11 protein-coding genes are annotated in these 12,852 nt (G+C 69.6%); 1 reads left to right on the top strand and 10 read right to left on the bottom strand.

The window, feature by feature from the left end; translation table 11 throughout:
- Position 1: 1 nt before the first annotated feature.
- From SY26_RS00700 to SY26_RS00680, 5 genes are read right to left on the bottom strand one after another with little or no spacing between them, the layout of a single operon-like run.
- Entirely contained in the window at positions 2-979 is a 978-nt protein-coding gene (locus SY26_RS00700) for an ABC transporter ATP-binding protein (RefSeq protein ID WP_045998878.1), read from the bottom strand.
- The gene (locus SY26_RS00695; protein WP_045998877.1) at positions 976-1,989 is read right to left on the bottom strand and encodes an ABC transporter ATP-binding protein; all 1,014 of its coding nucleotides are present in this window, start codon (positions 1,987-1,989) and stop codon (positions 976-978) included. The genes SY26_RS00700 and SY26_RS00695 overlap by 4 nt, the downstream gene beginning before the upstream one ends.
- On the bottom strand, positions 1,976-2,857 hold the full coding sequence (locus SY26_RS00690; protein WP_045998876.1) for an ABC transporter permease: 882 nt from the start codon (positions 2,855-2,857) through the stop codon (positions 1,976-1,978). The genes SY26_RS00695 and SY26_RS00690 overlap by 14 nt, the downstream gene beginning before the upstream one ends.
- Before the next feature lie 4 nt (positions 2,858-2,861).
- Positions 2,862-3,815: an ABC transporter permease gene (locus tag SY26_RS00685; RefSeq protein ID WP_045998875.1), complete on the bottom strand. Its 954-nt coding sequence runs from the start codon at positions 3,813-3,815 to the stop codon at positions 2,862-2,864.
- Between the two features lie 52 nt (positions 3,816-3,867).
- Complete coding sequence (locus tag SY26_RS00680; protein ID WP_045998874.1) at positions 3,868-5,472, bottom strand: ABC transporter substrate-binding protein; 1,605 nt, start codon at positions 5,470-5,472, stop codon at positions 3,868-3,870.
- Positions 5,473-5,707: 235 nt separating this feature from the next.
- On the opposite strand from SY26_RS00680, the gene SY26_RS00675 reads away from it, so the two are divergent.
- Complete coding sequence (locus SY26_RS00675; protein WP_045998873.1) at positions 5,708-6,322, top strand: aspartate/glutamate racemase family protein; 615 nt, start codon at positions 5,708-5,710, stop codon at positions 6,320-6,322.
- A 2-nt stretch (positions 6,323-6,324) separates the two neighbouring features.
- Here the strand turns inward: SY26_RS00675 and SY26_RS00670 are convergent, their stop codons facing one another.
- From SY26_RS00670 to SY26_RS00650, 5 genes are all read right to left on the bottom strand, one after another.
- Positions 6,325-8,955: an ATP-binding protein gene (locus SY26_RS00670; protein WP_045998872.1), complete on the bottom strand. Its 2,631-nt coding sequence runs from the start codon at positions 8,953-8,955 to the stop codon at positions 6,325-6,327.
- A complete protein-coding gene (locus SY26_RS00665; RefSeq protein ID WP_045998871.1) occupies positions 8,952-10,064 on the bottom strand; it encodes a DNA repair exonuclease in 1,113 nt (370 codons plus the stop codon). The genes SY26_RS00670 and SY26_RS00665 overlap by 4 nt, the downstream gene beginning before the upstream one ends.
- A gap of 33 nt (positions 10,065-10,097) precedes the next feature.
- Positions 10,098-10,529: a DUF2141 domain-containing protein gene (locus tag SY26_RS00660; RefSeq protein ID WP_045998870.1), complete on the bottom strand. Its 432-nt coding sequence runs from the start codon at positions 10,527-10,529 to the stop codon at positions 10,098-10,100.
- Positions 10,530-10,667: 138 nt separating this feature from the next.
- Entirely contained in the window at positions 10,668-10,991 is a 324-nt protein-coding gene (locus SY26_RS00655) for a 2Fe-2S iron-sulfur cluster-binding protein (protein WP_045998869.1), read from the bottom strand.
- Positions 10,992-11,091: 100 nt separating this feature from the next.
- Positions 11,092-12,489, bottom strand: coding sequence for a DegQ family serine endoprotease (locus SY26_RS00650; protein ID WP_232303267.1), 1,398 nt, complete (start codon positions 12,487-12,489; stop codon positions 11,092-11,094).
- Between the last annotated feature and the right edge of the window lie 363 nt (positions 12,490-12,852).

The raw sequence follows: 12,852 nt of genomic DNA, 5'->3' as shown, positions 1-12,852 counted from the left end.
TCTACTCTGCGGCAAGGGTTTCGCCTGCGCGCAGGCAGGCCACGCGGCGGCGGGGGCCGGGCGTGAGGATGGGCGGCAACGCCTGTCGGCAGGCCGGCAGCGCCATCGGACAGCGGGGCGCAAAGGAACAGCTGTCCGGCCGCACCTCCAGCGACGGAGGGGCACCGGGGATCGCGTCCAGCCGCGCGCCACGCGCCACGTCATGCAGGTTGGCGGCCAGCAGCCCCTGGGTATAGGGGTGGCGCGGGTTGCGGATGACGTCGCGTGTGGTGCCTTCCTCGACGATCTGGCCGGCATACATGACAGCGATACGTTCCGAGACTTCGACCGCCACGCCGATGTCGTGGGTGACGAAGATCACCCCCATGCCGAATTCTCGCTGCAATTCGCGCAGCAGCAGCAGGATCTGGATCTGCACGGTCGCGTCCAGCGCGGTCGTCGGCTCGTCCGCCAGCAGCAGACGCGGACGGCAGGCCAGCGCCAGCGCGATCATCACCCGCTGCCGCATGCCGCCCGACAGCTCGTGCGGATAATTGGCCAGCCGCCGTTTCGGCGACGGGATGCGCACGCGGTGCAGCATGTCCAGCGCCACGTCCATCGCGTTCTCCCGGGACAGGCCCTTGTGGCGCATCACCGTCTCGGCGATCTGCTGGCCCACGGTATAGACCGGGTCCAGCGCCAGGCCTGGGTCCTGGAAGACCATCGACACGTCGCCCCCGCGATAGGACCGCAACGCCCGCCCCGACAGGGTCATGATGTCGGTCCCGTCAAAGCGGATGTCGCCCGACAGGTCGGTGCGTTTTTCCGGCAGCAGGCGCAGCAGGGTCTTCAGCGTGACGCTCTTGCCCGACCCGCTCTCGCCCAGCAGGGCCAGGGTTTCGCCCGGCATCAGGGTCAGGGACAGGTCGTTGATGGCATGGATGGTGCGCCCGCCCTTGAAACGGACGTCCAGATTGTCGATCTGCAGCAACGGCGTCATGCGGGCACCCCCTGTCCGGCGCGCGGATGGCCGGATGCCGGGTCGTGCAGGTGACAGGCGACCCAATGCGGCGACCCGGCCACCATCGGCCCCAGGGCGGGGTGACGGGTCTTGCAGATGTCGGCCGCGAAGGCGCAGCGGGTGTGGAACCGGCAGCCCGGCGGCGGGTCGATGGGGTTCGGCGGATCGCCGGTCAGCGGCGGCTTCTGCGTGCGGTTGTCCGGGTCCATCGACGGCATCGCGGAAAACAGCGACCGGGTATAGGGGTGCGCCTGTTCGGCCCAGATCATGTCGACCGGGGCCAGTTCCACGACCTCGCCCAGATACATCACCAGGATGCGGTCCGAGATGTAGCGCACCACGTTCAGATCGTGGCTGATGAAGATATAGGTCAGCCCGAATTCCGCGCGCAGGTCCGACAGCAGGTTCAGGACCTGCGCCTCGACCGATTTATCCAGCGCGCTGACGGCCTCGTCCAGGACCACGACCTTGGGCGACATGACCAGGGCGCGGGCGATGTTGATGCGCTGGCGCTGCCCGCCCGACAGTTCGTGCGGATAGCGGCCCGCAAAGCGGTCCGGGTCCAGCCCCACCCGCGCCATCAGGCGGCGCGCCCGGCCCTCGGGATCGTCCAGGCCCTGGACGCGCGCGCCAAAGGCGATGCTGTCCAGGATGGTCATGCGCGGGTTCAGCGAGGCATAGCTGTCCTGGAACACCATCTGGATGTCGCGGCGCAGCGCGCGCAGGCTGATGTCGCGGCCAAGCGACTTGCCGTCCAGGTCGATATCGCCCTCGTCCCGGTCCACCAGGCCGATCAGCAGCTTGGCGGTCGTGGATTTCCCGCAGCCGGATTCGCCGACGATGCCCAGGGTTTCCCCCGCGCGGACGTCGAAGCTGACGCCGTCCACGGCCTGGACCATAGCCTGGGTGCGGCCCAGGATGCCGCCCTTGATGGGAAAATGCTTCTTCAGGTCGCGGACGCTCAGCAGGGGTTTGTCAGTCGCGGACATTCATCGCACTCCTCAGACCGTCGCTGAGCAGATTGAGGCACAGCGAGGTGGCAAAGATCATCACCCCCGGCAGCGCCGCCAGCCACGGGTTCACATAGATGGCCGACCGCAGCGTGTTCAGCATCAGCCCCCATTCCGGTTCGGGCGGGCGCACGCCGATGCCCAGAAAGGACAGCCCCGCCGCCAGGATCATGCAGACGGACGTCAACGAGGTCGCATAGACGAAGATCGGCGACAGCACGTTGCCGATCACATGCACCCTGATCACCGTCAGCGCATTCGCCCCCGAGGCCCGCGCCGCGTCGATGTAGTCCAGGCTGCGCACGCCCGATGTCACCGCCTCGGCCACGCGGGTCACGGGGGGCACGAAGACGATGGTCAGCGACACCAGGCTGTTCAGCACCCCCGCGCCCAGGGCGCCCGAGATGGCGATGGCCAGCAGGACCGACGGAAAGGCAAAGAACACGTCCACGACCCGCATGATGATCGTGTTGGTGATGCCACCGACATAGCCCGCGATGATCCCCAGGGTGCCGCCGATGAAGAAGGCAAGCACCACCGGCATCAGCCCGATGAACAACGTCAGCCGCCCGCCATGGATCAGCCGGGACAGCATGTCGCGGCCCTGCTCGTCCGTGCCCAGCAGGTGGCCGGGCGTGCCGGGGGCGGCCAGGCGCTTGATCATGCTGCCCTGATAGGGGTCGGCCAGGCCCAGCCACGGCGCGAAGACCGCCGACAGGATCAACAGCGCCAGCACGCCTGCGCAGATCATCGACACCGGATCACGCCGCAGCCGCGACAGCACGCCCGACCAGTAGCCGCGCTGCGCGGGCGGGACGGCGGGGATGGTCGTGGTCACCTGAACCATGCGCTCAGCTCCTTTTCACGCGGGGGTCGATGGCGGCCTGAGCCACATCGACGATCAGGTTCATGCCGACGAAGAACATGGCCAGTACCAGGATCGTCCCCTGTAGCAGCGGCAGGTCGCGCTGAAAGATCGCATTGGACAGAAGGAACCCCGATCCGGGCCAGTTGAAGACCGTCTCGATCAGGATCGACCCGCCCAGCAGGTATCCCAGCTGCAACCCCATCACCGACAGGGCGGTGGCGGCGGCGTTGCGGGCCACATGGCGCAGCACGTCGCCCCGGCTGAGGCCCTTGGCATAGAGCGCGGTCACGAAATCCATCGACAGGATGTCCCCCGCCAGCGCCCGCACGGTGCGTGCGACGATGCCGATGGGCACCACCGCCAGCGTCACCGCAGGCAGGACCAGGTGGCGCATATGCGCCCAGTCCCACTGCCAGTCCTGCGACCCGCCCGGCCCCGCGCCCATCGAGGGCAGCCAGCCCAGATTGACCGAAAAGATGATGACCAGCACGATGCCCAGCCAATAGTTCGGTACCGACACCCCGGTGATCGACAGCGCCGTCACCGCCCGGTCCAGCGCCGTGTCGCGGAAATATCCCGCCAGGAACCCCAGGAAGATGCCGATCGGAAAGGCGATCACCGCCGCCGCCGCCGCCAGCAGCAGCGAATTGCCGACCGCGCCAAAGACTTCGGCCGCGACGGGGCGGCCCGACGCGATCGAGCGGCCCATCTCTCCCTGCAGCAGGTTGCCGACCCAGATCAGGTATTGCACCGGCACCGGCTTGTCCAAGCCGTATGCCGCGCGCATCGCGGCCTGCTGTTCGGCGGTGGCATCGACCGGCATGATGGCCGTCAGCGGGTCGCCCGGCGCGATCTGCACCAGCGCGAAACAGACGACCGACACCCCGAAGGCCACCGGCAGCACCAGGATCAGGCGTCGAAGGAAATAGCTGAGCACGTCATGCGTCCCTGGCTGGGCCGCACCCGCAACGGGCGCGGCCGGTTGCGGGTCACTCGGCCATCGTGATGGACGAGAAGTTCAGGTACCAGTTCTGCGGTTGCACGAAGCCCTGTACCTTGGGCGACATGGCGCGGGGCGCCACGTCATGCGTGACCATCAGGAACAGCGCATCATCGACGAACTTTTCATGCGTGCGGCGCAGGACCGCGTCCTGTTCGGCGGGGTCGAAGGTCGTCTTGATCTCCTCGAACAGGCCCTGCATGTCCTCGTCGCAGTAATGGCCCCAGTTGGTGCCGTTCGGCGCCACCAGGTCGCAATCCAGATGCCGGATGAAACCGGTGAACGGATCCTGGATGAAGTAGGTGAAGTTGATCGACTGCGACCCCTCGACCGACGGATCGGCGGCGCCCGCGCGCCACAGGTTGATCATCTGGTTCCACTCGACGACCATGAACTCGACATCGATCCAGGCCTGGGCCAGCGACTGCTGGATGTATTCGTTCATCGGCAGGGGCAGCATCTGGCCCGACCCGGAGGGAGAGATCAACGCCTTGACCTTCAGCCGGTTGTCGGCGCCGAACCCGGCTTCGGTCATCAGGGCCTGCGCGGCCTCCAGGTCATAGGTCACGTCGAAGCTCGGCGCGCCGAACCATTGCGACCCCGGCGGCACGAACCCCTTGGCCGGGATCATCAGCCCGCCCAGCAGCGCGCCCATCGCCTCGCGGTCGATGGCCAGGTTCGCGGCCTTGCGCACGCGGATGTCGTTCCAGGGCGACCCCTCGACCCGGCTCAGGTGCCAGGTCCAGTTATGCGGCAGCGCGTTCTGGGTGATGGCAAAGCCGTTGCCCTGCATCGCGGGGATGGTGTCGGGGGCCGGCGCCTCGATCCAGTCGACCTGCCCCGACATCAGCGCGGCCGAACGTGCATTCGACTCCGGCAACGGGATCAGCACCAGCCGGTCCAGCTTGGGGATGCGCGTCTCGTCCCAGTAATCGGCAAAGGGCACCAGCTCGGCCCGTTCGCGCGGGACAAAGGATTCCATCATCCACGGCCCCGTCCCTGACGGCTTGGCCGCGACCTGCTCCCAGTCCTTGCCCAGGGCCTCCCAGTTGGCCTTGGACGACATCATCACCCAGGCCAGCTGATAGGGCAGCGTCGCGTCCGGCTCATGCGTGATGATCTCGACCGTCAGATCGTCCACGGCGCGATAGCTGGCGATGGCGGGAATGCGCGACTTGCCCTGCGCCGATTGGCGCGGATCATACTGTTCGGCGCTTTCGTCCAGCAGCTTGTCCAGGTTCCAGACCACGTTCTCGGCGTTGAACGGGCTGCCGTCGTGGAAGGTCACCCCCTCGCGCAGCGTGAAGGTCCAGCGGGTGCGGTCGGCCTCGTCGGCCTCCCATGCGGTGGCCAGACCCGGCACCAGGCCCGAAGGCCCGTCGCCCTGCGTCAGGTCCCAGTTGATCAGCGCGTCATAGACCGTATAGCCGATGAAGCGCAGCCCCTCGCCGCCCTGATCGGGCTGGCCGGTGGTCAGCGGGATGTCGGCGGCGGTCATGCCGATGCGCAGCGTGCCTTGGGCCATGGCCGCAGGTCCGGCCAGCACCGCCACCGAAAGCGCCAATGCGGCAATGCCTTTTCTCAGATCAAGCACGGTCGTTCTCCCTGTTGGCCGGGGTCGTTGCTGCCCCGAATTGGGGTCACCTTGGACCGCCCCGGCAGGGCTGCGCAGCGGCGGGCGGCCATTGTGTGGGGGGCGGTTCGCAAAAAACCTGCGCGATGCACGCCGGGCGGTCAGATTGCTGACAATTCCTGCACGCAATGTTTTCGCCACCGCGGCCGGTCTTTCGGGATGGACAGCGCATCGATAAGCGGGCCACAGGCGCGGGATGATCCTGCTGGCCAATCCCAATGCGAACCCGGTCACGACCGCGGCGATGTGCGCGATCGCGGCGCCGTGGCTTGCGGACCTTCAGGGGTGGACGGCGCCCACAGGGCCGCAGGTGATCGTCACCCCGGACCAGCTGGACCGTGCGGCCGACGGCATCGCGGCGCTGCACCCGCCCGCGGAGTGTCGCGGCGTGATCGTCGCCGCCTTCGGCGATCCGGGCGCGGATCGGCTGGCAGCCCGCCTTGCGGTGCCTGTGATCGGCATCGGGGCCGCAGCCGCGCGGGCGGCGGCGCAGGGGGGGCGCGCCTTTGCGGTCGCGACCACCACCCCTGCCCTGCGGGACCGGATCGACGCGCTGATGCAGGGGCAGAACGGGCGCTATCTGGGCTGTCACATGACCGACAGCCCCAATGTGATGCGCGATCCCTACGCGCTGGATCACGCCCTTCTGGACGCCGTGATGGGGGCCGCGGCAGCCGGTGCCGAGGCGGTGATCATCGGTGGCGGCCCGCTGGCGCAGGCGGCGGTCCGGCTGGCGCCCCTGTCCCCCGTGCCGCTGATCCAGCCCGTCCCCGAGGCCGCGCGCGCGATGGCCCGGCTGCTGGCCCGCTGAGGTTACAGGTCCTCGATCCGGACATGGGCGCGGGTGCCGCCCAGGGACTGGAACGCCCGCTGGCGGCAGGTCAGGACCAGCACCTGCTGATCGGCGGCGACGCGGTGCAGGGCGGTGAACATCGCCTCGATCCGGTCGTCATCGGTGTGGACCAGCGCATCGTCCAGGATCACCGGGACCGGCCGCCCGGCCTGCGCGAACAGGCGCGCAAAGGCCAGCCGCGTCAGGATCGCCACCTGTTCGCGCGTGCCGCCCGACAGGATGTCCAGCGGTTCGGCCTGGCCATCACGGGTCAGCGCATGCGGCAGCAGGGTCTGGTCGTCGATCTGCAGCGCCGCGCCGGGATGCAGGATCGACAGCAGCGGCTGCAGCTCGCGCACCACCGGCTTGAAATAGGCATCGCGCTGGCGCGTGCGCGCCTGCTCCAGCGTGTCGCGCACGCGCGTCAGGGCGGCCATCTCGGCGGCGTAACGGTCGGCGCGGGCCTGGGCCTCGGCGCGCTGGCCGGACAGTTCGTCCAGCGTCTCCTCGATCCCCTCCTCGGCCAACAGCGCGATGCGGGTGTTCAGCGCGGCAAGGTCGCGCTCCATCGTCTCCGCGTCGCGCCGGGCCTGTTCGGCGGCGCTGGTGGCACGCGACAGCGCGGCCTGGGCGGTGGTCAGGTCGGGGGCCGCATCCGACAGGGTGGCGCACAGCCGGGCGGCCTCGGCGCTGCGGGCCGACAGGTCGGGCAGCGTGGCGGCCAGCGCATCCAGACGCGCCGCCAGATCGTCCAGCGATCCGGCCTCGGCCAGCACATCCGCCAGCGCGCGTTCGGCGGAACGGCGCTCTCCCTCAGCATCGGCACGCGCCTCCCCGGCGGCGGTCGCGGCCTCATGGGCGCTGCGGGATTGGGCCTGCGCCTGCGCCTCGGCGGTATCGGCGGCGGTCAGCAGGGGTTCCAGCACCGCGGCATCCTCTGCATCCGCGGGGGCATCGGCGGCCTCGGCCGTGGCCAGGGCCAGCGCCTCGTGCAAAGCATCCAGGCCCTGCGGCGCCAGATCGTCCAGCGCCTGCGCCCCCTGGCGCAGCGCATCGTCCAGCCGCGTCGCGCGGTTCAGCCGGTCACGCGCATCGGCCAGATCGGCCGCCCCGCAATCCTGCAGCGCCCTTGCCACGTCCCGCTGCGCCTGCGCCAGATCGGCGGCCAGCTGCGCCCCCCGCCCCGATCCCGGATCGACGCTGATCGCACCAAAGCCCGGCAGCGTGACGTGCATCCGCCCCGGCACCGCCCATGCACCCTCGACAGAGGTCCCGTCCGCCAGCGTCGCCAGAGGCCCGTCCGCGTGAAATTCGATGGTCACCGCCTGTGCCTCGGCCCGCGCGGCCAGGCGGTCCAGCACCGTCTGTGCCTGATCCAGCCGTGCCATCGTCTTCGGCGTGATGGTCAGCCGCGCCCGCTGTGCCCGATCAGCGTGCAGCTGCGCCTGCAGTGCCTGCGCCCGGTCCAGCCGATGGGTCAGATCGGCAACCCGCGACCGCGCCGCAAGCGCCAGCCGCGCCTGCTGTGCCCGCGACAGGCGTCCGCGCAGATCGCGCGCGATCTCGCCAGCCTGGCGGTGCGCCTCGGCCGCCTGCGAATCGCGCATGGCCAGCGCCTCGGCGCGATCGCGGGCGGCCACCGCGCGCGCTTCGGCCAGGCGCAGCGTCTCGCGGGCCTGGGTCACGCGGTCGGACAGCTGTCGGGTCTGGTCGATCTGCTGCCGGGCGGTCGTCTCGGCCATCCGGGCCAGCGTCAGGTCGCGTTCCGCCTGCGCCAGCCGGTCTGCATGCTTGCGGGCGGCCTGATGCGCCTCCTCGGCCTGCGTCAGGGCAGCCTGGCGGGCGCGGGCGGCCTCCGGGTCTGTCACGCGGGCCAGCATGCGCGTCACCTCGGAGCGGCGTGCCAAGTCGCCGGACAGGCGCGCGGCCTTGTCGCGGGCCTCGGTTTCGGCACGGGACAGTCGCTCGGCCTCCTCGATGGCGCGCTGCCATTCGCCCCCGGCCCTGGGGCGGCCGGTGGCGGTGGCCAGCCGCGCCATCTCCTGTCCGACGCGGTCCAGGACCGCATCCATGCGCCGCCCCCCGGTCATCATGTCGATCTCTCCGGCGACGGAAGACAGCAGGTCGCGCCGGGTTCCAAGGTTGCGATCGCGGTCTTGCCGGTCCGCGGTGCTGTTGCCTTCCGGCTCCAGCCCCAGCAGGCCCTGGCGGACCCACAACAGACCCGACGGTCCGGCCAGCCCCCCGTCCAGCAGGCGGTCGATCCAGGCCTCGGCCTCGTCCTCTTGGGCGATCAGCCGGCCTTGCGCGTCCGTGATCCGCGCCTGCGCCCGCGACAGGAAACGCTTGTGGATGCGGAACCGCCCTTGGGTGGATTCGATCTCGACCGCCACCTCCGGCGCGCCGCCGGCATGGGGCTGCAGCGCCTTGACCGGTGCGCGGCTGCTGCGGTGGCGTTCAAAGAACAGCGCGTGCAGCGCGTCGAAAAAGGTGGATTTGCCGAATTCGTTCGGTTCGGACAGAACCGTGATGCCGTCGCCCAGGTCGGACAGCACCGCCCGGCGCCCGGCAAAGCGGCGAAGGTTGGTCAGCTCGATCGCGCGCAGCTTCATGCCTGCACCTCCTGCGCAAAGCTGTACAGGCGCGACAGCGCCGCGGCCGAGATGTCGCGGTCGGCCTGCGACCGCTGCGGGTCGGTCGTGTCCGCCAGCAGCGCGTCGGCGGCGTGGCGCAGCGCGCCCGCGCGGTCGATCAGGTCCAGATCGTCGGGCCGGGCCTCGACCTGCAGGGCGGACAAGTCGGCGGCGAACCAGCCGTAATCGGGCGCAGCCGCCTGCAGGGCCGCGTCCAGCACCGCACGGTCCGACAGGGCCAGCCTGCCGCCTGCCGTCACGCTGACCAGATGATCGCGCGCGCGTTCCGTCGGCAGGGCGCGCGTCAGCGCCGCCCGCACATCCGCGCCCGGCAGCAGGTCCAGGTGCGGGCGGCTCCAGCGGAATTGCCCCACGGGCACCGCCCGCGCCGTCACCTGGACGCCCAGTTCGACCAGCAGCGCACCCGCCGGGCCGTCATGCTTGAAGCTGTCGGCCTCGGGCGCGCCCGAATACCAGGTCGCGGGGCCGATCTGACGCTGTCCGTGCCAATCGCCAAGTGCTAGGTAATCCAGCCCCGACCGCGCCGCACGGTCGGGCGGAATGATGCCCGTTCGCCCGTCGCTCTCGTCGAAATCCGTCACCGGGCCGTGGCCCAGGCCGATCCGCCGCGCGCCTTGCGGCGTGGCCGCGTCCATCGCCTGCGTCAGGTCGCGTCCGGCGCGACGCTGCGTGCACGGCGCGGGCAGCAGCCAGACGTCGTCGGCCAGGGTCACCGGGCTGTCATCCAGCAGGGGTTGCAGGTTCGCCGGTCCATCGGTCGCGATACGCCGCCACAGCTCCGTCGCCGCCAGGCTGTCATGGTTGCCGGGCAGCATGATCCAGCGGATGTCTGCCTCCTCCGCCATCGCGCGAAGGGCCTGGCGCAGGGTGTCGGGGGCCGGGGTTTCCGCGTCGAAACTGTCGCCCGCCAACAGCACGACCTGTGCACCGCCCTGCCGGGCGGACTGGGCCAGACGCCCGATGGCGGCATGACGCGCCTCGCGCAGGCGGTTGCGGATACCCTCGGGATAGCCGCCGAAGGGCTTGCCCAAATGCAGGTCCGATGCGTGCAGAAAGCGGAATGTCATGCGTGAAAATCCTTGTCGTTCAACGGGTCGCAGTCACGGATCAAGGTCGATCCGCAATTGCAGCGGGTCGGTGCCCATGTCGAACGCGGCCTCGTCAAAGCGCGGCGCGCGCAGGCGCGGTGCAGGCCCGACAGAAATGCCCCAGCGTTCCTGCGGCATTCCCAGCACGTTTGTGTCCAGCCGCCCGTTGCCATTCGCGTCATGCAGCACCGCCACCGCATAGCGCCCCGGCGTCACGCCCTCGAACGTGCAGACAGCCTGGCCACCGCGCGGCGGGGACGCGTCATGGACCGCGCCCGCCCCGTCGGGAAACCCCGCGGGATCGGCATGCAGGCTGCAGGCCAGCACGCCGCGGTCATCGGGGATGCCGGTCACCGTCACCTGGATGGTGCCCGCGATCGCGGGCGCGGCCAGCGTGGTTGCGGCGACCAAGGCCGCGATCCCGATCCTGCGACGATGCTGCATCCGTTCCCCCGTGGCGGCCGTGACATGACGTGGCAGGTCACCACGAAACGCGGTGCCGGACAACCGCCGCCAGGGCCTGATACGCAGATGGCCGCGCCTTTGCGGGCGCGGCCATCGACACGTCACCGTGAGGGACGATCAGATCTGGCGTTCGGGCATCTGCACGACCAAGCCGTCCAGCGCCTCGGTCACTTTCAGCTGGCAGGTCAGGCGCGACCGCTCGGGGTCGGGCTTGTAGGCAAAGTCCAGCATGTCCTGCTCCATCGGGTCCACCGGCGGCAGCTTGTCCGTCCATTCCGGCGCCACATAGACATGGCAGGTCGAACAGGCGCAGGCGCCGCCGCAATCGGCGTCGATGCCGGGGATGCCGTTGTCGCGCGCACCCTCCATCACGGTCATGCCGGGGCGGACCTCGACCTGGTGGCGGGTGCCGTTGTGTTCGATATAGGTAATCTTCGCCATGAGTGCTTGTTCCCTTGTGTCCCCCGGAATTACGGGATCGGACGGCCATTGAAAAGGGGCAGCCCCGAAAGGCCGCCCCTCTTTTGCCATGGGCCGCAGCTTATTCGACCGGAGCCGTGTCCTCGTCCGCGGGGGCGGTCTCTGACAGGGGCAGCGCCACGAACAGCGGCTCTCCGCCACGGCGGATCAGCATCAGGACCGACCGGCGACCGGCCTCGCGGGCCTCGTCGATGCGGGCGTTCAGGTCGGCCACGCTGGCGACGGACTGCTGGTTGACGTCGGTGATGATGTCACCGGGGGCCAGGCCCTTCTCGGCGGCCGCACCCTCGGGGTCGATGCCGGTGATCGCCAGGCCGGTCGCGTCGCGCGGCGCACCCAACTCGGCCGCCATTTCAGGCGTCAGCACCGTCACGGTCATGCCCAGGACATCGCTCTCCGACGGCTCTGCCGCCGCGGGCGATTCCGACGCGCCGTTCTGCGCCGTCTCGCGGCGACCCAGGGTCACGTCCAGCGTCAGTTCGTCGCCGTCGCGCATCACCACGACCTGCGCGGTCTCTCCGGCCGGGGCCTCGGCCACGCGGCGGACCAGGCCGCGGGTGTCCTCGACCTCGGTGCCGGCAAAGCTGGTGATGACGTCGCCCGTCTGCAGGCCTGCATCGCGCGCCGGGCCTTCGGGAACGTCGGTGATCATCGCGCCGCCAGCCACGTTCAGACCCATCGCCTCGGACATTTCCGGGGTCACATCCTGGATCATGACACCCAGCCACCCGCGACGGGTCTCGCCGAATTCCTGCAGCTGTTCAACGACTTGCGACACGACATTCGACGCCATCGAGAAACCGATGCCGATCGATCCGCCGTTGGGCGACAGGATCGCGGTGTTCACGCCGATCACCTCGCCCTTCAGGTTGAACAGCGGCCCGCCGGAGTTGCCGCGGTTGATCGCCGCGTCGGTCTGCAGATAGTCGTCATAGGTCCCCGACAGCTCGCGGTTGCGCGCCGACACGATCCCGGAACTGGCCGAAAAGCCCTGACCCAGCGGGTTGCCAAGCGCAAGGACCCAGTCGCCCACGCGGGCGCTGTCGCTGTCGCCGAAAGTGACGAAGGGGATCGGCGTCTCGCTGGTGACCTTCAGCAGGGCCACGTCGGTGTTCGGGTCGGTACCCACCACCTCGGCGGGCAACGTCTCGCCGGAATAGAACTCGATCTCGATCTGGTCGGCGCCCTCGATGACATGGTTGTTCGTGACGATGAACCCGTCGGCCGAGATGACGAAGCCCGAACCCAGCGCGTTGGACCGCTGCGGGCTGCGGGGCGTCGGCATCCCTTCCGGTGCACCGGGGCCGCCGGGCAGGCCGAATTCGCGGAACAGGTCGGCAAAGGGGCTGCCCTCGGGGAAGGCCGGCCCGCCGGTCGGCTGCGACACGACCGAGGTCGTGGTGATGTTCACCACCGCGGGCGAGACCTGCTGCGCCAGGTCGGCAAAGCTGCCGGGCATGACCTGGGACGTGTCGGCGGTCGCGGCATCCGCCCCCAGCGGCTGGTTGGCCTCGGCGGCCTCCTGGGCCTGCTGGCTGACCTCGGGGGGCACGTCGTCATTGGCCGGGTCGACGGCCTGCGCGCCGGCTTGGCCAAGCCCCACCGCCAGCGCCAGTGCCGACGCGGTCAGGATATGGCGAGGGAAAAGCGGTTTCATGCGGGATGTCCTCATCTCTCGACGGCAGCGATCAGGGGCGGGTGCCCGGACTGCCTGTTGGATATGACGCCAATGTAGGGTGCCGTGGCAAATAAACCACGCTCTCGACTTGTGAACAGATCGTGATTTTCATTGCAGAAACGGGCGAAGGTTTCCCTCCGCCCG

This window comes from Paracoccus sp. 228 (assembly GCF_000967825.1).
In the GTDB taxonomy this organism is placed as follows: Bacteria; Pseudomonadota; Alphaproteobacteria; order Rhodobacterales; family Rhodobacteraceae; genus Paracoccus; species Paracoccus marcusii.
The sequence above is the reverse complement of the archived record's forward strand: the minus strand, read 5'-3'. Positions and strand labels throughout refer to the sequence as shown.